The sequence below is a fragment of the Cryobacterium zongtaii genome, assembly GCF_002909375.1.
GTDB lineage: Bacteria > Actinomycetota > Actinomycetes > Actinomycetales > Microbacteriaceae > Cryobacterium > Cryobacterium zongtaii.
Genome location: NZ_PPXD01000018.1, coordinates 1 through 21084 on the forward strand (window position 1 = coordinate 1; position 21084 = coordinate 21084).

General features: G+C 61.1%; 19 protein-coding genes, 1 tRNA gene and 1 pseudogene. 13 read left to right on the forward strand and 8 right to left on the reverse strand.

Annotation, left to right across the window (positions count from 1 at the left end; translation table 11 throughout):
* The 3 genes and pseudogenes from C3B61_RS11350 to C3B61_RS11360 form a co-directional block, all read left to right on the forward strand.
* A pseudogene (locus C3B61_RS11350) lies at nucleotides 1-286 on the forward strand (hypothetical protein); the annotation flags it as partial.
* A gap of 100 nt (nucleotides 287-386) precedes the next feature.
* Nucleotides 387-458: transfer RNA gene (locus tag C3B61_RS11355), tRNA-Arg, on the forward strand.
* A 258-nt stretch (nucleotides 459-716) separates the two neighbouring features.
* Entirely contained in the window at nucleotides 717-2030 is a 1314-nt protein-coding gene (locus tag C3B61_RS11360) for a pyridine nucleotide-disulfide oxidoreductase (protein WP_241990341.1), read from the forward strand.
* Between the two features lie 291 nt (nucleotides 2031-2321).
* Here C3B61_RS11360 and C3B61_RS11365 read toward each other — a convergent pair whose 3' ends face one another.
* Nucleotides 2322-2951 (reverse strand): recombinase family protein, encoded by a 630-nt coding sequence (locus C3B61_RS11365; protein ID WP_103460687.1) that lies wholly within the window; start codon nucleotides 2949-2951, stop codon nucleotides 2322-2324.
* A 371-nt stretch (nucleotides 2952-3322) separates the two neighbouring features.
* Between C3B61_RS11365 and C3B61_RS11370 the strand changes: the two genes are divergently transcribed.
* On the forward strand, nucleotides 3323-3847 hold the full coding sequence (locus tag C3B61_RS11370) for a zeta toxin family protein (RefSeq protein WP_279628305.1): 525 nt from the start codon (nucleotides 3323-3325) through the stop codon (nucleotides 3845-3847).
* 368 nt (nucleotides 3848-4215) lie between these two features.
* On the opposite strand, the gene C3B61_RS11375 is transcribed toward C3B61_RS11370, so the two are convergent.
* The gene (locus C3B61_RS11375) at nucleotides 4216-5292 is read right to left on the reverse strand and encodes a hypothetical protein (protein ID WP_133160284.1); all 1077 of its coding nucleotides are present in this window, start codon (nucleotides 5290-5292) and stop codon (nucleotides 4216-4218) included.
* A gap of 467 nt (nucleotides 5293-5759) precedes the next feature.
* Here C3B61_RS11375 and C3B61_RS11380 point away from each other — a divergent pair, with 467 nt between their 5' ends.
* From C3B61_RS11380 to C3B61_RS11390, 4 genes are all read left to right on the forward strand, one after another.
* On the forward strand, nucleotides 5760-6278 hold the full coding sequence (locus C3B61_RS11380; protein WP_133160285.1) for a hypothetical protein: 519 nt from the start codon (nucleotides 5760-5762) through the stop codon (nucleotides 6276-6278).
* A gap of 268 nt (nucleotides 6279-6546) precedes the next feature.
* Nucleotides 6547-6813 (forward strand): hypothetical protein, encoded by a 267-nt coding sequence (locus C3B61_RS19480; protein ID WP_133159714.1) that lies wholly within the window; start codon nucleotides 6547-6549, stop codon nucleotides 6811-6813.
* Nucleotides 6814-7060: 247 nt separating this feature from the next.
* Nucleotides 7061-7546, forward strand: a complete 486-nt coding sequence (locus C3B61_RS20285; protein WP_103460695.1) for an HXXEE domain-containing protein — start codon at nucleotides 7061-7063, stop codon at nucleotides 7544-7546.
* Between the two features lie 288 nt (nucleotides 7547-7834).
* Nucleotides 7835-8269: a hypothetical protein gene (locus C3B61_RS11390; protein ID WP_103460697.1), complete on the forward strand. Its 435-nt coding sequence runs from the start codon at nucleotides 7835-7837 to the stop codon at nucleotides 8267-8269.
* Between the two features lie 116 nt (nucleotides 8270-8385).
* Here the strand turns inward: C3B61_RS11390 and C3B61_RS11395 are convergent, their stop codons facing one another.
* On the reverse strand, nucleotides 8386-8775 hold the full coding sequence (locus C3B61_RS11395; RefSeq protein WP_341866770.1) for a GntR family transcriptional regulator: 390 nt from the start codon (nucleotides 8773-8775) through the stop codon (nucleotides 8386-8388).
* Nucleotides 8736-9602: a hypothetical protein gene (locus tag C3B61_RS11400; RefSeq protein ID WP_103460700.1), complete on the reverse strand. Its 867-nt coding sequence runs from the start codon at nucleotides 9600-9602 to the stop codon at nucleotides 8736-8738. The genes C3B61_RS11395 and C3B61_RS11400 overlap by 40 nt, the downstream gene beginning before the upstream one ends.
* Nucleotides 9603-10865: 1263 nt before the next feature.
* On the opposite strand from C3B61_RS11400, the gene C3B61_RS11405 reads away from it, so the two are divergent.
* Nucleotides 10866-11624 (forward strand): phosphotransferase, encoded by a 759-nt coding sequence (locus C3B61_RS11405; protein WP_103460702.1) that lies wholly within the window; start codon nucleotides 10866-10868, stop codon nucleotides 11622-11624.
* Between the two features lie 310 nt (nucleotides 11625-11934).
* Here the strand turns inward: C3B61_RS11405 and C3B61_RS11410 are convergent, their stop codons facing one another.
* The 3 genes from C3B61_RS11410 to C3B61_RS11420 form a co-directional block, all read right to left on the reverse strand.
* On the reverse strand, nucleotides 11935-12600 hold the full coding sequence (locus C3B61_RS11410) for a hypothetical protein (RefSeq protein WP_103460704.1): 666 nt from the start codon (nucleotides 12598-12600) through the stop codon (nucleotides 11935-11937).
* 460 nt (nucleotides 12601-13060) lie between these two features.
* Nucleotides 13061-14101 carry a CU044_5270 family protein gene (locus tag C3B61_RS11415; RefSeq protein WP_103460706.1) on the reverse strand — a complete coding sequence of 347 codons (1041 nt, stop codon included), beginning with the start codon at nucleotides 14099-14101 and terminating at the stop codon, nucleotides 13061-13063.
* Nucleotides 14098-14643: an RNA polymerase sigma factor gene (locus C3B61_RS11420; RefSeq protein ID WP_208858809.1), complete on the reverse strand. Its 546-nt coding sequence runs from the start codon at nucleotides 14641-14643 to the stop codon at nucleotides 14098-14100. Before C3B61_RS11420 ends, C3B61_RS11415 begins: the two co-directional genes overlap by 4 nt.
* Before the next feature lie 1287 nt (nucleotides 14644-15930).
* Between C3B61_RS11420 and C3B61_RS11425 the strand changes: the two genes are divergently transcribed.
* The 4 genes from C3B61_RS11425 to C3B61_RS11440 all read left to right on the forward strand — a co-directional run bounded on the left by C3B61_RS11425 (nucleotide 15931) and on the right by C3B61_RS11440 (nucleotide 20322).
* Nucleotides 15931-16419, forward strand: a complete 489-nt coding sequence (locus C3B61_RS11425; protein WP_133159801.1) for a hypothetical protein — start codon at nucleotides 15931-15933, stop codon at nucleotides 16417-16419.
* A gap of 738 nt (nucleotides 16420-17157) precedes the next feature.
* A complete protein-coding gene (locus tag C3B61_RS11430) occupies nucleotides 17158-18312 on the forward strand; it encodes a hypothetical protein (RefSeq protein WP_103460711.1) in 1155 nt (384 codons plus the stop codon).
* A 312-nt stretch (nucleotides 18313-18624) separates the two neighbouring features.
* Nucleotides 18625-19059, forward strand: a complete 435-nt coding sequence (locus tag C3B61_RS11435; protein WP_165791157.1) for a DUF4232 domain-containing protein — start codon at nucleotides 18625-18627, stop codon at nucleotides 19057-19059.
* Between the two features lie 1026 nt (nucleotides 19060-20085).
* On the forward strand, nucleotides 20086-20322 hold the full coding sequence (locus C3B61_RS11440) for a hypothetical protein (protein WP_133159803.1): 237 nt from the start codon (nucleotides 20086-20088) through the stop codon (nucleotides 20320-20322).
* 178 nt (nucleotides 20323-20500) lie between these two features.
* Here C3B61_RS11440 and C3B61_RS11445 read toward each other — a convergent pair whose 3' ends face one another.
* Nucleotides 20501-21064, reverse strand: coding sequence for a DUF6578 domain-containing protein (locus tag C3B61_RS11445; protein ID WP_103460716.1), 564 nt, complete (start codon nucleotides 21062-21064; stop codon nucleotides 20501-20503).
* Nucleotides 21065-21084 lie beyond the last annotated feature (20 nt).

A 21084-nucleotide genomic window follows, 5' to 3' on the forward strand; every position in this document is an offset into this window, starting at 1 on the left:
CTGCCACCGCCTCAAACACCAATCCAGCTTCACCACCCGCCAAGGCCCCGGCGGCGCCCTCACCTGGACCACCCCCGCCGGCAAGACCTACACCTCAGCACCCACCAACACCGACCCCACCACCTACGACCCCGCCGCGCACCTCGCCGGGTACGACGGAAGACCAGTCGGCCCCAGCAGCTCGGCGGCCACGCCAGCGACGCCACCGGAACCACAGCTGCCGGCTTCGGCCAAGCGGTCGGCCTCCGCGTCTCGACGCAGCGGCGAAGAGCCTCCCCCGTTCTAACCGCCCTGTCCAGCTGCGCGTGTTCGTCAGCCGCCCAGTAACCGGCGTACCAATCGGCGCAAAGACGTCCGCCCAGGGATGCTAACCTAGAGGTTCCTGGGCCCCCATAGCTCAGGGGATAGAGCACTGCCCTCCGGAGGCAGGGGCGGCAGTTCGAATCTGCCTGGGGGCACATTTGTCACGTGACACGCCAGTTCGGACTCCTGCCACCTAGTTCGGACAAACGGCATGCCACTTCCGGGAGTTCATCCCGCGGCAGTCCATGAAACTGTTGCGACGACTCCGTTCCATTCCCCGTGGGTAGGAGCGGATTGCTCCTCGTTGCGTCGACTCCTGTGCCGTTGACGCGGCCCCCAGCGAGTGCCACCGTTAACACATGGCTCGAACCCTTGAAGCCGACTACCTTGTGGTGGGCGCGGGTGCCATGGGGATGGCATTCACCGACACGTTAATCGACCACGCCGACGTGCGCGTCGCGATGGTCGACCGCCGTCACGGGGTCGGCGGGCACTGGCTGGAGGCGTACCCGTTCATCAGGCTGCATCAGGCCTCGGCGTTCTACGGCGTCGCCTCGCGCATGCTGGGTGGCGGCAAGCTCCAGGTGAGCGGACCGGAGACCGGGCTTCAGGAGCGGGCGAACCAGGCCGAGATCACCGCGTACTACGGGCAGATGCTCGACCGGATGCTGGAGACGGGCAAGGTCGACTTTCTGCCCAACAGTCACTTCGACGGCGACCACACCGTCGTCTCGCATATCGCAGGGGTTCAGCTCGAGGTGCCCGAGACATGCCGGATCGTGAACGCCCACTACCTCGCTCCCAGCATCCCGGCCGAGACGGCACCGCCTTTCGATGTCGCCGACGCGGCTCGCGTCCTGCCCATCAACGACCTCGCGCGGCTGGAGGAGGCGCCGAGCCGGTACGTCGTCGTGGGCGCCGGCAAGACCGCGAGCGACGCCTGCATCTGGTTGCTTGCTCGCGGAGTGGACCCCGACGCGATCTGCTGGGTCCGGCCTCGCGACCCGTGGATGTTCAACCGCGCGCTCATCCAACCCGAGCCCGCAATTTTCCTCAGCATGGCCGCCGACGTCATGCAGATGTCCGAGGGCGCGGCCTCGCTCAGCAGCTTGTTCCTGCAGCTCGAGGACGCCGGGATCCTTCTGCGTATCGACCGCTCGGTCATGCCGACAATGGCCAAAACACCGACTCTCGCGTCGTGGGAGCTCGACCAGCTTCGCTCCATTTCAAACGTCGTCCGCCGCGGGCACATCGAGTCTGTGGATCGCGGCAAGCTCACCTTCGCCGACGGCGCCATGCGGGTTGCGGATGATGCCCTCGTCGTGCACGCCGCGGCGGACGGCCTGAAGTACCCACCCCTCGTCCCAGTGTGGCGACAGGAGGACATCACGCTTCAGCCGATCCGGACGGGCTTCCCGTGCTTCGGCGCCGCCCTGATCGGGTACGTCGAGGCCACCCGCACCGACGATGCCGAAAAGAACCGGCTCTGCCCGCCTTCGAACTACGGCAATTCGATGTCCCAGTGGGCGAAAGCGACCGTTCTCGGCACCCGGGCCGCGATCAACTTCACTGCCCAGCCCGACATCAAGGCGTGGTCGGACGGGGTTGCGCTCAACCCTGCGCGAGTGCCGCCGGGATACCCGCATTCCGCTGCGTTGGACGACGCTCGCGAACGTCTTGCGATCCACACCCGTCCGGCGCTGGCGAGGCTCGTCGAGCTGATGTGAGCTCAGCCTGTGCTCGGTCGCTCTTTGAGTCGCGCCACCGCCCGAGCTGGCCGTGCGGGGCTGCGCGCTTCTGCTCACTGTGGGGTGGGGCAGGATCGCGTGTCCGATGTGCGGTGGCAAAACCATCGACCTTGCACGGAGCTACTTCCGCGCAATTACGCGTGTCCGACCTTGGCAATTTGTCCGGACTGGACTGTCACGCGACAACATTTGTCACGTGACACGCAACTTCGGACTTCTGCCATCTAGTTCGAACACACCGCAGACCAGCTCGTGGGAGTTCTGTACTCGTTAACTCGCACCGTCACTTTCCGGGGTCTCGTCACCGGACTGATCTGGCAACAGTCCCAGGGTGCGGGCCCGGCGGTAGAACGTGGCGCGGGACATCCCGAAGTCGCGTGCGACCTGTGCCGTTGGTTCTCCGGCTTCGATGAGTCGGTTGGCGTTGCGGATTTGTCGGTTCGTGATTCTTCGCGGTCGGCCACCAAGGTTCTTGCCGGCCTTGCGGCGTCTATCGATCGAGTCGAGCACACGCTCACGCTTGATTTCGTGTTCCATCTGCCCGAGAGCAGCCAAGATTGTGAACAACATGGATCCCATCGGTGTCCCTGTGTCGACGTCTTCGCCGCCCAGATCGAGGACGCGAAGCTCAACGCCTCGGTCGCTAAGCCTTTTGGAGACGGCAAGAACGTTCTGCGTCGACTGCCCCAGCCGATCCAGCGTCGCGATCACGAATGTGTCGCCAGGTTCAAGCGCTGCGAGTGCGGCATAAAACTGAGGACGAGCTGCCCGCGCTCCGGAACTCCCCTGATCGATATATAGGTCGTCACGCCGCACACCCGCCGCCAAGAGCTCGGCCCGCTGCACGTCAGTATCTTGCTGCCGAGTCGATATCCGCGCATAGCCAATCAGCTTGATCACAGCACTCCTTAGTCGTCTCATAACTAACGATGCGCACTGTAATTCACGTCGAGGGTTATGCACCGTAGTTGTAAGACTCGACCCGTAGTGAGATTCAGGTGATTTCGGAGGAAGTCCAGATCACGGCGAGGAGACGTCTCGAATCCCTAGGGTTTCGAGACAGTGGAGGTACCTCTCGTGGCCCTGTGACTGTGAATCTTGCTTGTGTGGCCTGACCGTTCGAATTCCAGGCAGGATTGGAGCCATCACGACTGCTGCGACCCGTGGATAGTCCACCAGATGGGCCACAATCGCAGCGCCACAATTGACCACTCATTTCGAGGTTAGAGCTGCGTTGCTGGGCCGATATCGTTGGATTTGTGACCCCTTCAGTGCTGAACCCTGTCCTCGTGGTCGTTCGCGGTAATTCCGGGTCTGGAAAGTCCACTGTGGCTCGGAGAGTGCAGGAGCGGTTCGCTTCCGGCGAATGCGCGTTGATAGAGCAGGACAACTTTCGCCGAACGATATTGCGCGAGGGCGACTTTGCCGGCGCACTCAACATCAAGCTGATCGAGCAAGCAGCATCAACGTGCCTCGAACACGGTCTCGTTGTCATCGTCGAGGGAATCTTCCACACCGCGCGTTACGAACCGATGCTCGAACGGCTGAGCCATGCAACCACAGCGAGCACCCTCTTCTACGCCTATGACCTCACGTTCGCCGAAACAATGAGCCGACATGTGACCCGTCCGAAGTCGGAAACTTTCGGCTACGACCAGATGGTGGAGTGGTACCAGGGATGGCAGCCGTTGACTTTCGTGCCCGAAGTGCGGATCGATTCATCGTGGTCCGAAAGCGCGACCGTGAATCGGATTGCATCTGACATCGCCACGGCTCGGGTTTCGTCATCCCTTTAGCAGCTCTGTGCAGGAGGTTTTGGCTCGCTACTGAGACGAGTCCGGGTCAGGAAGCATGAACACGACTGATCGGGTGGCGATCGTTGGCTGCAAAGATATCCAGCGCGCCCGCATAAAACCCGGACGGTTCAACAGGTGTGCAGGTGAGTTTGCAAGGCGTCTCGTTTCGCCTGAGCTTCGGCGGGGTGTCCCATAACTTAGGTGCCTCAGAACCCATGGGATACGAGACGTAGGCTCAATGTCGGGCCGGGAGAAGACGCCATCGACGCCAAGGTTTTTGCGGAACCTCGAACATCTGCGGGAAGGGCGCTTGGCCTCTGGCTGGCGGGCTATGTTCCGGTGAGGGCCCCCGGCGGCCGAATCACCTGTCACAGAGCGGTTTGCGCAGTGAGGAGCTCGCGCACGTCGTCCGGGAGCGGGCGTGTGCCGCTTCCGTCACGGGAGAGCAGCTCGCAGCCGTCGAGTTCGGCGGTGAAGGTCATCTCGAGTTCATGCCCTCCGTGGATAGGCACGAGCACCAGGAACATAGTTGCTGTTGCGTCGCAGGAGCGCGGCACCGGCTCAAATGCGGCAACGCCGGCCACCAACTGGGCGGTCGCCGGGTCGAGTGTGCCACCTGCGACAAACTGGCCCGTGCGAAGCGTGATTGCCCCCGTCATTGCAGCCGTCCCGCTCGACTCCGGCGCGCCCGACGGATCGGGCTCGACCGCATAGCGGCACCAGCGCATTCCGTCGAGATCGGTCGGTAACGTACTTGTCGGCGGTGTTTTTGTCGGCGGCGTGCTTGTCGGCGGCGTGCTGGGAACCGGTGACTTTCCGCCGATACCGGGGAACGAGTCGGTGGACGAGATCGACAGGAGCCTTTCCTCATCGAATGGAGCAGTCCACTCCGCCCTACATCCGCTGTCGAGTGCAGCGCGCGGTTCAACCAGTGTCTGCTTCATGGCCGTGGTCTCCCGCACGGTCAGTCCGGCGAGGGCGTCACGGGCGGCGGGTTTTGTCTTGGCGCATCCGTCTCGGGGGTAGTGCGCGTGGATCGCCGCGCCGGTCGCGTCGACGAGCCAGAGCGGGGGCACGAGTTCCATATCGGCGGTGCACGGGCCGAGCCACTTTTCGTCGTCCGGCTCGGATAGGGCGGCGAGAAGTGGTGCGAGATCGCCCGTGAGCGTCGCTTCGGTGACGCCGCTCCAGCGTCCCTCGGCATCTTCGATGCTCGCCATCAGCTCGCAGCGCACTACCTTAACCGGGGTGAAACCGGCCGGCACCCGACCAGCTTCTGGCGCATCCGGATGCTGTGGGTCGGGCGTGCTGGTCGAGTCAGGAGGAAGCGCCCAGCCAGCCAGGTTCGGCGCGAGGCAATCGTAGCCTTCGACGATCCTGGCAGGACCCACCGCTTGAGCATTGCCGCCCGGAGCACCGGCGCATCCGCTCAGCAGCACTGACACTGACACTGATGCTAAGAGGAGCAGTATCCGGGCGGAAGCCGAGCATCTTTCTTTCGGTTCCAGTTCATGCATGGCTTCACCCTGCCCGGGGTGACCGGCCGCGTCGACGGTCGGGATGCGTTCGTTATCGGAATGGAAGACTCTTGTGCCCGGTCAGGGTGGATTCGCTGTGGTCGAGCGTCCCGATATGGATGCGCGTTACAAAGGTGTCTCGCAACCAAAGTGCCTCATATCCCATGGGTTTCGAGACGCGGGAACTCACCCTTTAACCCTTTAAGCGACGAGCGGCAGTTGATTTGTCTCGCATCCTGACCTGTCTCGTATCGGTAGGGATACGAGACAGCATCATCCGTCTAGAACAGCGGGAGGTGCTTCTGCCTCGTCGCCTGCAGGGCATCGCTCGCTAGATGTCTTGAAACCTCCGCGCGTCATGCCCCATGGGTTGGGAGCCTGTTAGGTTCAGGTCCATGCGCAGCGGAGGTGGCTTAGTGTTCAACCGTGACGGGATGAAAGTGTCTGAGCGTTGGGGAGCCGGGATGTTGCTTGCAACCACGATTCTGCTTGCGGGATGTGTGGAGTCAGCGGATAGCGATTCGGCCACCGTTACGGACGCTAACCCCACAACGGTCAGTGGTGCGCGCATCATTACAGGCAGCATTCCTGGAGAGTACGAGTACGAGGATGTTGCTGGCACGGTCACGGCGGTAGATGGCTGCGTAGCTCTGGAGCTGTCAGACGGTGCGGTTTACCCGATAATTTGGCCGCTCGGTTACCAGTATCTGCCCGACGAAGCTTCTGTCAGTAGCGCGCATGGCACCGTCGCTCTCGGCGAAAAGCTGACTGAGAGCAGGGGCTACCTCATTGATCGCGAGGTGATCGACGAGTCCCCAGAACCTGCACGGTTAACAGGTTTCGATGAGTGCGACTCGAATGCGCCGACATTCCTTGTGCTGGTAAATGTAGAAGACTTCGACACCCCTGAGTAGCGCGCCGTCGCTTGCCAATCGGCTATTAGGCGAGATTTCTTGCAGCGCGCTGTTGTCCCATAACCGACCTGCCTCAAAACCCATGGGTTATGAGACGTCGAAGATCGCCGCCGCGACACGGTACCGTCAGGACAGACAACAGGACTGGAGCGTGGGCAATGGTTTGTTTAGGAGTCAATGGGCATGCTGGGCCCTCAGGAGACTTTCAACCGAATAGCAATCTGCGCGTTGCCGAGTCTCCTGGTCGAAATTGATGAACAGATCTGAAGTGGGAGAAACTCTGCCTGTTGCGGTTAGGGCCACCGTTGTCACCAGGAAGCGCCGTTCACTTATTTTTGGTCGTACGCACCTTTCGTACGACGTCCGATTCAAGGATGGCAAGGTTCAACAGGACGTGAACATCGATGCTGTTTTACAGGGCGCCCGTTTTCCAGCTGATTATCACACGGTCGTGGACGGTGCGAAGGCAGTGGCCGGTGATGGCGTGCCGGGCGAATGGGTGGACTATCCGTATGGCCGGCCGCTGCGCGACTGAGAGAGTTAGGCCTGCCGCAGCGTCATTCATTGCCGTGCGATGGGCCGGGTCGAATCCCCTGTCCTATATTTCGCTCATTGGGCACTTCGGTCTTGTCTCGTAACACCCGTGTGTCGAAACCCATGGGATATGAGGCACCAGAAACCGTCTGAACCGTCGCTGATTGACTCTGACAGCCAGAATCGTTCATCCTCGGGTTGCTCCTGTTGCGCAGTACGATTCCCCCGTGAAGAGAACACCCGTTGGCATGCGAACCTCCGCAGCATCGCTCTTCATTGCGTGGCTGATACACGATGCGGAGGAGGCGTTCACGTTCCCGGCTACATCAAGGATCATCGCCGCGCGGTTGGGATCCTCCCGCATTCTGGTAACTCCGGCCCAGTCCTTGATCGCCATTGCTTTAATGGGCTTGCTCGTCGGAGGGGCGTGCGTTCGGGGTATACAGAGCAACGGCAAGTCACGACTGTATCGCGCTGTCACAGCGGGCTTAGAAGCGCATGTGGCCACCCACGTCCTGGCCTCCGTTGTTCTCAAGCGATATACCGCCGGACTGGTTACCGCACCATTCGTAATGCTGCCCGGGGCCCGGATCTCCCGCGCCTCCCTCAGACGCAGCGGCACGCCTCTCGCCGCGCGCGACACCGCGCGAGGAGCTGCCCTGATGTTGAGCGCAGCTCTTGCATCTCATTTCGTCGCCAGACTTGCATGCCCCGGGTCCCGACCTTCATCATGACTGTCACGGGGCCACCACCCAACAGCGTTTGTCTCGTAACCTGAGCGCCTCGTAACCCATCGGATATGAGACGTCAAAGATCGCTTGCTCAAGCGACAAGCGGCAGCTGACTTGTCTCGTATCTGGACCTGCCTCGCATCGGTAGGGTTTCGAGACGCTGGGACTTGCCGAACGGCTGTCCCCGTGGCCTGGGGTGCCGCATTCGATAGGTTTAGCAGACGGTGCCATTCAAAGATTCGGGAGCGGGCCTTCCGGACCGTCATCGGGCCTCCATACAGGTGGCTGGTAATGGAAAAGGTGTACAACGAAATGCCGACAACGGGTAGCCCTGCAAAACCGAAGGCCACTAAGCGAATCGTCAGGTCGTTGTCCTGGGCAGTTTTCCTTTTTACGGTCGTGGTTGCTGTGGGTGTATTGTTCAGCCCGGTGTGGAACACCTTTGATGTTGAAAGCGTGCGCTGTGTGGTGGTATCGGCGGAGCCGAGGACGGCGTCGGGCGGTTTGAGAGGGTCGGTGTCGACGCCTGCGGTTGTCATCTTGACGGCGAACTGCGGTCCCTTGGGAATTTCCAGAGGTGTGACTTCCGATGAGCAAGAGGAGCTAGCGTCCTCTTTTCAAGTTGGCGCCGAGTACGAGTTCGACATCGGCTGGTACGGCCGGGTCATCATGAAGCACGTCTTGCGCGGAGCTCCAGAAGTGCAGGGTTACCGGCTGGTGGAATGACCTGCCCTGCGGTGACGGCCGGGGAGTGTTTCGGTGATCCAACGGGCCGAAATGTCTCGCAACCTGAGCGCCTCGAAACCCATGGGAAACGAGACACCCTTTCTCGTCGCGTCGATTTATCTCGATTGGAACGCAGCCCGAACGTATTCGAGACCTTCGTCCATGCCGATGCCAAGTTCTACAAGGCGCAGGACGTACGCTTGCGCGGCTGCCTGGGCGTGACGCTGATTGGAGGTGCCGTGCATCGCGATGTAGGAACCATGCCGACCGCGCGTCTGGATGATTTCGTCCCGCTCAAGCTCTCGGTAGCTACGCGCCACCGTGTTGGGCGCTAGCCCAAGGTCACCAGCGAGCCGACGCACGGTCGGCAGACGTGTTCCGGGAACGAGCTCTCCGTCTCGTACTAGGTCAGCTATCTGTATTCGTATTTGCTCGTACGGCGGAGTTGACGAGGTCGGGTCGATTGTCAGCATCGGCTCGGATCGGTGGTAGCGGAGGGCTCCCATAGCCGCCCAATGGGCCGGCGGCTGACGGGAAGGTTCACCAACCACAAAGGTGACAGCCCGACGACTAGTCCCACGAAGACGAACGGCGAGCTGTAGTCGAATAGCCACGAGAAGCCCGCTACGAACGCCGCAGTGCTAAGGGCAATGGAAGCGATCCACAGGTCGCGAAGAGCGTACGCCCGAAGAGCGTCGTCCCACTGGAGCTCAAGCTCACTCGACGCTGGCTGCGGAACCGCCAAGAGCATCGAACTCAGAGCAGCGACAGCTACGATTCCGGTCAAGGCCAGAACCGCCAGAGCGAGCACTGCCCCTAGCGGTAAGCCGCCTTGCAGCGTCGTTGGCCTGAGACCGATAGAGAGCGCGATCGAAAGCGCTGCACTGACCACGGCCAGAACTGCCGCGCCAAGCACCCAGCCTGGATGCACATAGTCACCGAGGGAAGGCGATTGTGCTCGAGCGAATCGCGGAGCGCCCGGCTGCGGCGCGGTGAATTGGCCGAGGGCAGACACTGCTCCTCCCAGGGCCAGCGCGGCCGTAAGAATGCCAGTCGTAGATGCTCCCGCGACGCCGATCGGCCAATAGTCCAGCGTGATTCCGAAGAGAACGGCAAACGCGAACAGCGAGATCAGACCACCGGCCGTCGCCCCTTTGGAACGCGCACGCAGGCGTCGATCCACGCGGCTATACACGTGATCAGTCATGGGCAGGCCAATGCGCTCTATGAAAGCGAAGACTTCAACTTCACGGCGCCTCCTGGTGGATCCGTACCAGAACGTCACAAGGAGAAGCGCTGTCATCGCGCCAATGAATCCCAACACAAAGCCCATGGACCATACCCCCAATTGTCGCAACCTTGTACCAAGGTACTCGTTCGGGGACCGAGCGTACAACTAGACGATGCCGCGCGCGTGCCGGTCCGGGACGCCATCGCTCTGGCAGTCTGCCGGCGCTCACTCGGTTAGTGCCGCACGCGAGGTCGATCAGGGTGGGACGTCGCCCTCTACCGAGGCCTGGCCTTCGGCTATCCAGTGATTTGCGATTCAAGACAGGTCTCTGGTGTTCGCCACCATGAAGGCCTCCGCGAATGCAATTTTTGGAGAGAGCTGTCGCATAACCTAGTGCCTCATAACCCATGGGATACGAGACCAAGCTGTCATTCGTCGATGCGCGACGAATGGCGGGAAAGACGACTCAAATCCACCGGCGTTCGTTCCGGGCTCGATGACGAGCTGCGGGGCAATTAGCTCTTGGCGTTCGGGTTAACAATGAGGAAGTCACTGAGCCGGACCCACCCCTCCGGTGTCGGATCTCCTTCTAGCACGATCTCCGCACCCCCAGTCTCGCTGCCGATGGTTCGCATACCAGTGGCCGAACCACATGCTGAATTGGAGAACTGAGAGCTTTGATTGACGAGAACTATACAGAAGCCCTCATCACCGTTCCGTGGGTCCTCGAAACTGGCGACGTAGTACGTCACGTCTCCATTTGTTCCAACTTGCCGACTGGATTCTGCATCTAAGCCTTCCGATTTTGCGTCCGGAGGTAGGGCGTCCTCCGGACCTGCGTCCGTGGAAAGGAACGATCGAACCCGAGAGCTGGCGTCTTCGGTCGTGCAACCCGACATTGTCAAGAGGGATAGAAGCACGAGGCCTGCTGAGGTCCAGATTCTTTCGGTCCTGCCGCGATGCTCTGTCGTTAGCACTCTGAACCCCCGTTGCGTTGTGCGAGAAAGCTAGCAGACGCCGTCGAGCCCACGGGAGTGAGGCAGGTTCTTCAACGTAACAACTCCGCTAAAGCCGAAGCGGAGGGCCGAACGAGAGGCCCGGGTCGCTCGTCCAGTACTGTCCGAGATGGGCTGGCCGGTACACACTCTCGGCAGACTGGGGTGGCCTGCACCCAACCTCTCACGCGTCTCGCAACCTAGGCGTCTCGTCACATGGGATATGAGATGGGGCCGTTCTGTAAGGATGCGGATTCAGTTTGATGTGCCGAAGCGATGACAGGATGCCACCAAGAGTGCCCGGGTATTCCCGGTCGCTCAATTAGTTGGCGTCACAAGCTGAAGGACTGGCGGCCAATAGCCTTTGGGTATGAGTGAGATTGAGCAAGAACTGACTGGGGGCAACGCGTCCGGCCGTGTTGTCCGTGTGGGCAGCACGGTGCGAAAGCCCTGGATCGAAAACAGCCCGGTCGTGCAGAGCTACCTTGAGAGTCTCCATTCGCAAGGTATAGACGTACCCCGCCCGCTCGGTCGCGACGAGGCCGGCCGGCAAGCGGTCGAGTATGTAGAAGGCGCGATCGCTATGAGTGAGATGCCGCTCGAAGCCGAAGACTTGCGTCGGGTCGGCCGGATGATCCGCCGCATTCACGATGTGAGCGAATCTGTTCCTCTCCTCGACGTTGCGGGTTGGAAGATGTTGCTGCCAGTCGATAACCCAAACCTGATGTGTCACAACGATCTTGCTCCGTGGAATCTCGTCATTGGGGATCGTTGGGTCTTCATCGATTGGGATGGTGCGGGGCCGAGTACCCGGCTGTGGGACCTGGCCTACGCCGCCCAAGCGTTTGCCATGCTTGTTGAGGGTCAATCTGTAGAGTCCGCCTCGGCGAGGCTCCGGGCATTGATCGATGGGTACGAAGCCGATGCCTCTCTCCGTGAAGCACTTCCAGCGGCCATGGCGGAACGGACCGCGGCGATGTTCGAACTCTTGCGCACTTCTCACGCGAACGGTCTTCAGCCCTGGGCCGACATGTACGTGAGCGGGCACGGTGGTTTCTGGCGAGAAGCGGCCCAGTACGTCCGTCGAAACCAAAGGGCTTGGGAGCGAGCGCTCTCGCAGTCGGAGTAGTCGACCCATCACTGTTTTTCTTGCGGAAAGCTTGTTCGGGAGGGACCGCTGAGCCGCCCTTGAGTCCCATTCCTGTGAGAGGTGTCTCGAAACGTCATAGTGTCGAAACACATGGGTTACGAGACGTCAAAGATCGCCTACTCGCGCGAACGAGCCGCACCTCACTTGTCTCGTATCTGGACCTGTCTCGCATCCGTAGGGTTTCGAGACACGAATCCGGGTTCGTGGAGTCATGCGCCTCGCATCTGACAGTCTCCGGTCGCTGGCTCGGCAGTGATCGGCGCCATCCCGCTCACTGCGTGCTGGCGCGCTACTCGTCGATGGGAGGAAGGACCTGCTCGGTGCCTACACCCATGGTGACTGGTGAGGTGTTTGTGGCATCAAACGCCACGCTGAAAGGCGGGTCGACGTCAATGGACTCGGCCAGCCCCGGGTCGATGGTCAGCGTCGGGTCGAGCGACTGGAAGCTAACTTCGATTAGGCCCGGCACATCCGAGGAGCTCTGGGAAACCTGCACCTGTCGTTCGGCAGAAACGTACTGGCGGGTCTGCCTGGTCACCTCGTTGGCCGCCGTTTGGTATTCAGCTGCGTTGAAACCCACAGACTCGACGATGACGAAGGGCAAGCCGGTGTTCTGTAAAAGTACGACGGCCTCGGCCGGAGCTGATCCCTTGAACGCGACATGCATAGTGGGGGTCTTGTCGAAGAATGCGTAGCCGAACTCTTCCGGAAATTGCTCCTCAATGGCTGCGGTGGCGGTTCCAAGCGGAGCGTAATTTGCTTCCCAGAACTCATCGTCGCCGGGAGTGGACGCGTCGGCGGGCGGAGTCTGTGGCAGGACCTGCTTGGTATCCACTCCCAATACAGCACCGGCCCCCGCAGCAGCAGCAGGTTCGGATACGGGAGGCGTAGCGCAACCGGACAACAACAGCGCGGCTAACCCGGCGGCAACGAAGTAGGAAGCGAGCTTGGTCATTTTGTTCCTTCAAAAGTTGTTGCCAGCATTGGCGGGAGCCAGTTGGTCGATCCGCGCCGAACGGATTCTCCCGTTCATTCAATAATGTCCGGAACATGCCGCTCGGGTCCCGCCTGCCCCGAACTGGGGTGTCCCCTGGACGCCTACGATGAATGGCCGAGCATTAATCCATGGCGGGTCCAACCGCATGCGACGCGGCAGCTGACTTGTCTCGAATCTGGACCCGTCTCGCATCCGTAGGGTTTCGAGACAGCACCGTTCGAAAAGGTCCACCAGCTCAGATCGTGCTCGTGCCAAGAAGGGGTGACAGACCGAGCGGCTCGAGGACTAATGTCCTCGAGCCGGCAGATATGTAGGTCTCTATCGATCGAGCATCTCTCGCACCGCGTAGGTAACGTCTATCCAATACGTCGCGGACGGCACCGATGCCGACTCTTGGTCCGTGATCATCCGCGTGTCTCTAGCCCTGCGGGGGCCGCACGGTGAAGGGACCAGTGGGGGCTTGATCAACCACCGTGGTTTCCAATGTCACGTTTCCACTCGTGCCAGCCGGTACGAATTGGCGGTCAATGAGTTGAACGCTTCTGGTCCCGATAAGTAGCCCTGTGGTTGGGTCGATGATGAGCTGGTGGGATTCCGAGTCGGAGTTGGTCTTGCGGCCGATTGCTACGCCGGTGCGGCCATCGACGGTCACTTCACCCTCCGCGACATAGACCCCCGGTATCTGGGCAAGAGCCTCATACATTGCAGCGCGTAGTTTCGCCGGCACCACACCCGTCGACAGGTGGTCACAGATGTCAACAAAGGCTTGTTCGTCTCGCGGGTTCTGGCCGGTGAGGTTGTTGTAGACGAACTCCAGCAGTTCGGTGGGATCTGTGGGCATGGATGCCATCTCCGGGTACGACCGGTCAGATCCGGCGAAGATACCGGCCGGCCCCTCGTAGAATTTCGCGTCACCGCGTCCCGGCGTGCTCCAGAAATCGTCGATCTCTGCTTGTGCCTTCACGGCATCACCGAAGATCTCGCCAGCGGGGAGCCACTGTATCTCTTCAATCCAGGTGTCTGCCCGGTCATAGGGGATGTACATAGCGCTGCGACGGTTGTCGATGTAGCCGTAGTCGTTGCCTCTCCCCAGGGCGCCTTCGGTGCGTTGGGTCATGAGGTATTGGCCTGGGCCGACGACCGGGTCGGCGGTGATGATGGTCGCGGCTGCGGCTGAACGGAGCACTTCCGCAGCCGTCGCGGTCGCTACGTTCGGGCTGAAGAGGTTGGCCCCCAACAGGGCCACGGTGATCGCTGCTGCTGCCACGGCCATGGCACCTGCCCACCGTCGCCGCGTCGTCTTCTTCGCAGGGTCGTGTATGGGCGTGACCGGAGCAATCAGATCGATTGATGGGGCGAGCTCGTCGGCGTCGATTCGTTCGAACAGGCCCTGCTTCATCCGGGTGAAAGCCTCGTCGTTCGGCAGGAGGTCGCTGCGCAGGTCAGTTGACTTGGTCATGAGGTTCCTTCCTCCAGGTGCAGTTCGTGGCGTAGTTGTGTGCGTGATCGGGCGAGTCGGTTTCGCACCGTGGCGTGAGTGATGCCGAGTTGGAGCGCGGCCTGTTCGTACGTAAGGCGGTCGACCAGGCACAGGTGCACAATGCTCTGTTCGAGAGGACCCAGATCGGCGATGATTTCTTCGAGCCGTTCGGTGAGCTGGCGTTCGGCGGCGATCGTCTCGGCGCTAGCCGAGGAATGGGTATCCACGTCGTCGTTGAGCGAGATCGTCGCCTCCCGGAAACGTGCCCGTTGGTGATTCATCGCGTGGTATCGGGCGGTCGCGATCAACCACGGTAAGGCCGATCCGTCGGTGAATCGCACCGTCGCCCGCTTCTTCCACAGCGTGAAGAACGTGTCTGAGGAAACTTCCTCAGCGTCGGCCGCGTTTCGCGTGGCCGTGATGGCGACGGCGTAGACGATTCGGCTATGTCGGTCGTGCAGGGTGCCGAAGGCTCGTCGGTCACCGTCAACGCTCTGCTGTAGGAGCTTCTCGTCTGTCACCGGCCCTGACGAGATCTCTGTCACGACCGCTGTTCGCATCTTTTTCTCACGCTGTCCCCCCAAAATTGTGGTCTTTCCAAAGAATGTCAGGAACGTTCGATTCGTCTCCGAAATTGCAGACCGTTCGAACAACTCGTCTGCCGGACGCAGCCATCATTTTCCGAACGTGGGCTGATGCCTGTTCTCGACTTCCTCGCTGACATCCATGTCGGACCACCGGTTCCCCCAACCACCTCGCGACTCAAAGCAGGAGTGTCTCGAAACCAAAGTGCCTCATATCCCATGCGATATGAGACTCGGTCGGGGCGACGAGCAAGAGGTGGCTTGTCTCGCATCCGGACGTGTCTCGCATCGGTAGGGTTTCGAGACAGATGTGGGCTATTCCAGCTCCGGTGGCAAGTGGGCCTTCAGAGTGGGCGCTAGCCGGTCCGACGGACATACATCAGGGGTGTGCCAACGACGAAGCACAGGATGCAGCTCCCGACCAGTGCCAGTACCAAGCCGCCTTGCGGGTGCCCCTGGAAAGTGCCAATGAGAACTACAACCGCTCCATCCAAGGCAAGAACGACGCCGCACAACACGAGCGCACCACCAAGACGAACTGATCGAGACAACCCCGATCGAGAGGTCCCCGCTGCAGTGATATCGCGGCCGGATCCGTCCGGCTCTCGCGGGAGCGTCGTCGGCGGTGTCAGTATCCGGTCACTGTGTCGTCTCGCAGTTTCGAAGGCCACAGGTGACGGGTGGGCGACGTAGCTGCCGGCCTGTGGGACGCCTGCGATAACCATGAAGTCATCGAATCGGTCCGGGCGAACCAGGTACATCGTGGGAACGGTTTTGTAAGTGGAGTACCGGCTCAAGCCAATGTGCTGTGCTGCGAGTGCTCCCGCACGCCGTTTCAAAACTGTTCCGACGACCATTGCACTCATCACGAGCGGGAGCACTCCCACGAAACCGACGACGAGTAGCGCAGCGCCGTACTGCTCCGGCGCAGACACCATACGGCCTACGAATGCAGCCAACATGATGGTTCCGATGCCCGCTGCCACCGCCCCAAACACGATCGGGTCGGCCTTACGGCGCACTCTCGCTGCTTCCGAGCCGATTCGCTGAACCCACGCGTCGGTTTCTTCGCCCTGAGGCATTGATTTCCTCGTTTCGGCGACTGTCGAGTGCGGAGTGGCAGGTGCTCGTATGCGCGACGATTGACACCTTAGGACATGGGACGGCAAACGCATGATCGATGTGCGTGACCAACGGCTCCGAGAGGTCGCATATGCTCGGGCCATGTCGCGAAGATTTTCGCTAGCCACCCGAACAACTCTTGGCTTGATAGGCGGGCTCGTTTCAGCGGGGCTGCTGGCGGGGTGCAGCCTCCTCGAGCTGAGGACGTCGTCTCCCGACGAGGTCGAGACAGCGAACCTGCGGATCTCAGCTGATCAGATCAGCTACTCCTTCGACGGCTACTGCGGAGTCGGAGTGAAAATCGAGAACCTCAGCCCCACGCCGATCAAGTTCAACGAAAGCGACCTTGCAGTCTTCGACGGCTCAAGCTCGACCGAGTGGGATCTTCCCTTCGGCGGTCGCGCCGGATCAGTGACGACGGAGCACCGAGGTTATGCGATCGGCGAGTTCCCCTCGATCATCGAGCCGGGCGCCACCGCTACGGATGCCTTCGTCGTGTACTGCAAGGAAGGCAACACGTACACAGTCACCGTCACTTCACTCGACGGCGACAGCGCCTCATTCGATTTCACCAGCGCGCCAGGCGGTTGACATGGGCGCAGCTACGATCGGGCACCTGCTGGTCGTCGGCCTGTTCATATGCGCCGGGTTGTTGTTCGGCGTATAGGTGCCGGGTTGTTGCGTACGGGTAGCCGCCTGCGGGTGCCGGCTCCTCCTCTGAGCCCAACCTCGGTGTCTCATAGCCTCGGTGTCTCGTATCCCATACGAACAGCGGCAGACGCTGCTACTGCGGCGTCCGCGGGAGCAATACCCACGAGACTTTACGCGTCGGTAGGGTTTCGAAACAGGCAAGCCCAACAGGCGTTGAGAAAGTTGCTTTGGGTCCGAGGGTCAAACCCCGAGCTGCGGGATTCCAACCAAATAGCCAGTGCAGCCGGGCTCTCGAACTTTCGCTTGGGGTGGGTGCGCTTCGCAGGATTGTGATCCGATCCCAACGGGCATGGACGGTTGCCGGTCATGGCAGGCCCTGGAGAATCTAGGCTGCCCGAATTGGGGGCAGAACGCGAGGAGTAGGGACCAGATAGATGGCGGAGCTTGCCTACACTGCCCACTACTCTCGCAAGAGGAGCCGTGTTGTTTTTTTCGGTCCGCCCGGACAGAAGAGAACGATCAGAGGGTCCGGTCCGTCGTTTCTACGCCGATGCAACTGCGGATAGGAACTGATGCGGATCGACTACGCGCGTTGGCCAGGCGACTAGGCATCTTCAGCGTCGTCGGCTAGAGACCCTAGATACACCTTCTGTCCGTTTCGTTCAAAGGATTCGCCGTATGCGCACGACCCGGACTGGCCGCATCGCCCTCACGCCGGCTGTTTTGCTCGCCATCGTGGTCCTCAGCGGATGCACTGCGGGGCCCCCGATAGAACCGTCAGCGTCCGTCGCACCAACACCAGCGGCAGCGAGCGTTTACACCTGCGACGACATTGCCGCCCTTGATGACGTGGCACCCGTTTTCGTCACCGCTGGCGGAACCGCGCCGACCCCGGTGGCCGCGATCCAGCCAGCGTTTAACCTCATTGACTACGTCGTGCCAGCCCTGGGCGGTCTGTCCTGCTCCTGGCGGGTCGGCCCCGCGGTCACCAACCCGTTGCTCGACCCGGTCGATTTCGACTGGGCTTACGTCAGCGTCAAGGTCGTTCCCGGCGGCGCCGACTCTTGGGCGCCCTACACGGTGGGCGACGACGCCTTATCGTTCGGCGACGGCCCTTCCGACACCGCGATGACCATCGGAGGCATTGAAGCGGCGACCGGGTGCGGCTACGACACCGGCTGCTTCATCAGCGCGCCGGTCGGCGATGCCTGGGTCGAAATCGTGTTGAGCACGAACTGGATCCAACGCGACGGTTGGTATTTCTCCGGGCTGACGCCCGACGCGATTCTGGCGCAGATGCAGCCGCTCGCGGCATCCGTTTTCACCGCTCTGACGGATGCTCAGCCCGGCCAGTTCGTCTGGCCGACGGTCGATCTGGTCGAACACGAATCGGACTGCACCCGCGCGGTGGGATCGGAGGGCATCGCCACGGCTCTCGGCGTCGACTCGCTCGAATACGAAGTCCGGTCCCCACCAAACGGCTTGACCTACTTTGAGAACTACGTGGCGCAGCGGGCCGGGGTATTCCAGTGTGATGTGGATGCCGCCGGCGTCCCGGTCGACTTGATCGCCGCCGGGGTTTTGGGTACGTCGGTCACGGTCGGTTACGACCTGGCCGGACTCGTCGACACGGTGGTCTCCACACCAGACAGCCAGGCCCTGCCGACGATTGCGCTGAAGGGCGCGGTCGAGGGTGATCACGCCGTGCAGATGTGCTCCGACGTGACACCGTTCTGCGTCGTGATCTTCTCACTCGGCCAGTCGGCCTACCAGGTCGCGTCGAACAGCGACACGGTGGCTATCGCCGAAGCGATCATCGCCCACACCCGCTAGTGGTCATGTTTGTAAGTTCGTCGAGGGTTATTGACTGTCCGACAACGCGACACTGTCAATGGACGACAGCCTCCATCGTCTGGCTGGCAAAAGAGACCTTAGATGCACCTTCTGTCCGTTCATTCAAAGGATTCGCCGCATGCTCAAGACCCGGACTGACCGCATAGCCCTCATCGCGCTGCTGATGCTGCCCACTCTCGCGCTCGTAGGATGCGCCGAAGGGGCCGCCGAGGCTCCGGAGCCCACTGTGGCCAGCGCACCCGTGTCGAGCTCGACCCCGACTGCAACCCCCAAGTCGAAGCGGCGGAACCTGTGTGGCCAAACGACCGGTGTCAGGACGAACAGCTCGCCGCTGAGCTTGTAGAGCGTCCCGACCTTTCTACAGCGACCCGGGAGGGGCTCGCGATCGTGCTCACGAACGTGTCGGAGCAATCCTGCTCCTACTACGGGGGACCAGGAGTGCTGTTGCTCGGCGCCGACGGCACTAATCTGGCCAGCCGTGACGACAAGATATTGGGCCCCATCGAGCCGGAGGCCGGGGCGCTCGCCCCGGGCGAGTCGGCCCAGGTGGAAGCGCTCCTCACGTACGTCGTCACGTACGACTGCACGCCGGCGAAAGTGACGACCATCCGGGTGCTCGTGACATCGGATGGTGCTGGCCCGGGCATCGACGCGCCAGCTGATCTGCAGGTCTGCGGCGACGCTTGGACCGACTTCACGGTCGGGTCACTCGTTCCTGCATCCTGACTCCGCCGGATGCCGCGCTGCGCTCGGCAGGCCGTCGTCCTGTTGAGACTGCACATCTGAAGCACTGTCTCGTTACTTATGTGTGTCATATCCCATGGGATACGAGACATGGAGATCGCTCCCGTCCACGAGATGAGCGGCAGACGACTTGTCTCGTATCCTGGCCTGTCTCGCATCGGTAGGGTTTCGAGACAGTAAGTCCGGGATTTGCGCCGTGAAGGGCCTGTCTCCAGATCACAAACACTTTCCGCAAATGCTCGCGCGATTGCGACGTTAGTTTGGATCTGATTGCATAGCAGCATGTCAGACAGAGGAAAGGTGATGGGGGTGCTTTGCGTATTCTCACTCCTCCTCGGTATTTCCGTGGCCGCAGGTGTCTATTCGGTCCGCGACCCCACATACTCCTGCTTAGTTGACGTTTTGCCCTCCGTGGACGTCAATGTGGATCCATCACAGCCCATAGTTGGGACGATCACCACCTTCCCCCTCGGCTTACAGTGCACCTTCATCACGACAGACGGAGACACTGTCATCGAGCGTCCCGGGTGGAGCTCCTCGGCGCTGGCTGGAATGTCATTGGTGGCTTTATTCGGGGCGGGTGTAGCGGCAGCAGGCCTCCGACAGCGACAGCGGTTGAACTGAAAACACACGCGTAGTTAGCGTTAGGCTCCATCAATCACTTCTCGTGCGAAGCTGACCGCATTTTGGACAGCCAACGTTGCGCTGTGTCTCGCAACCTACGCGCCTCATAACCCATGGGATACGAGACAAAGGAGATCGCCTGTTCAGCGACGAGCGGCAGCTGACATGTCTCGCATCTGGACCTTTCTCGCATCCGTACGGCTTCGAGGCACATCACAGGCTTCGTTCGTGGGACCATACCGTCGGCGATAGGCGGCATCTCGATAACGACGGGTCGAAATCAGAGGGAACCCGTTATGGTTCGAAATACGTACGAGCCAAGGGGACGGGCCAAGCGATGCGAACGAAGACTGTCCAGATCGACTACTCGGGAGGCACATGCAGATGACCGACACCGAATATCGCCGCTCTTTGAAACGACGATTGTCCGTTCTGTTCTCGCCTATCCGTCTCGCCCTCTTCCTGGGGTCTGTGGTGTGGCTCATCGTGCTGAACTTGATCTACATCAGCAACTCCGGCAATCCGTCATGGGCTGGTCCCGCCTCGGCCTTTTCGATCCTGGTATGGGTGACGGTCATGCTGATCACGGACAGCCGTTATCGGAGGGCGGAGAAGACCTAGCTCGAGCATTTCGGTCAACCCTGAAAACGTCGAGCAATGCCATGGTCACCTTGGATGAGTTGAAGAGCTCCCTTCCTCCCTGAGCTGCCCCCTTCACGTGTCTGGCCAATCTGCCTCATATCCCATGGATGCCAGACATCGGGCACCTGCCGGCACTGAGTCCATGGGCCCTGAGCTCCTATTTCCGGACACGGACTATCCAGCCGACAAGTACACCGTGATGTACGCGCGGACTTTGCAGGCTCAAGACGCTGTGCTGCATGGCACCACCAGTTTCTGCCTCCCTCACTCCGCGTTCCGCTGGGTCTTCCGACGGGTGAAAGCGCACGGAGATCTGGTCGATTCGAGTCACGCGACCGGTGAGGTGAGTCCAAACCAAAGTCTCCGTTGGGTGCCGCCGCGCTTCGGCGTAAGTGTCCAGCTGTAGAGAGATTGTTCGGCGGCCTGCAAACAACTGGGTCGCCCAGTCGTCGTCCATCGGCACGAGTTGCCAGTCGACGTAGTGATCGAGTGCGACGTCGAAGCCCTCCTCAGCGACCTGCCATTCGGTCAGCCACACATCGGTCTCGTGTGGACCGCTGCTCGGCTCGATGTCCTCCGCGTCGACCGCTCCTACATCTTCTTTGACGAGTGGGCGGAAGGAGAAGACGCCGAGACGCTCACCACTGCTCGCGCCGGGGGAATCATCACGTTGACTCCGCGCACGCATCGCCAAACGCCGCTCACTGCTCGGGACCGTCATTCAGCCAGAATACGAACCCC

Bases quoted from the DNA above. Each gene is read 5' to 3' on its own strand.
- C3B61_RS11395 (WP_341866770.1), bottom strand. From the start codon at position 8,775: ATGGGAGCCCTCCGCTACCACCGATCCGAGCCGATGCTGACAATCGAC.
- C3B61_RS11430 (WP_103460711.1), top strand. From the start codon at position 17,158: ATGCGCACGACCCGGACTGGCCGCATCGCCCTCACGCCGGCTGTTTTG.
- C3B61_RS11445 (WP_103460716.1), bottom strand. From the start codon at position 21,064: ATGACGGTCCCGAGCAGTGAGCGGCGTTTGGCGATGCGTGCGCGGAGT.
- C3B61_RS11410 (WP_103460704.1), bottom strand. From the start codon at position 12,600: ATGACCAAGCTCGCTTCCTACTTCGTTGCCGCCGGGTTAGCCGCGCTG.
- C3B61_RS11440 (WP_133159803.1), top strand. From the start codon at position 20,086: ATGACCGACACCGAATATCGCCGCTCTTTGAAACGACGATTGTCCGTT.
- C3B61_RS11400 (WP_103460700.1), bottom strand. From the start codon at position 9,602: ATGGGCTTTGTGTTGGGATTCATTGGCGCGATGACAGCGCTTCTCCTT.
- C3B61_RS11360 (WP_241990341.1), top strand. From the start codon at position 717: ATGGCATTCACCGACACGTTAATCGACCACGCCGACGTGCGCGTCGCG.
- C3B61_RS11380 (WP_133160285.1), top strand. From the start codon at position 5,760: ATGCGCAGCGGAGGTGGCTTAGTGTTCAACCGTGACGGGATGAAAGTG.
- C3B61_RS11425 (WP_133159801.1), top strand. From the start codon at position 15,931: ATGTCGCGAAGATTTTCGCTAGCCACCCGAACAACTCTTGGCTTGATA.
- C3B61_RS20285 (WP_103460695.1), top strand. From the start codon at position 7,061: ATGCGAACCTCCGCAGCATCGCTCTTCATTGCGTGGCTGATACACGAT.
- C3B61_RS11405 (WP_103460702.1), top strand. From the start codon at position 10,866: ATGAGTGAGATTGAGCAAGAACTGACTGGGGGCAACGCGTCCGGCCGT.
- C3B61_RS11415 (WP_103460706.1), bottom strand. From the start codon at position 14,101: ATGACCAAGTCAACTGACCTGCGCAGCGACCTCCTGCCGAACGACGAG.
- C3B61_RS11390 (WP_103460697.1), top strand. From the start codon at position 7,835: ATGGAAAAGGTGTACAACGAAATGCCGACAACGGGTAGCCCTGCAAAA.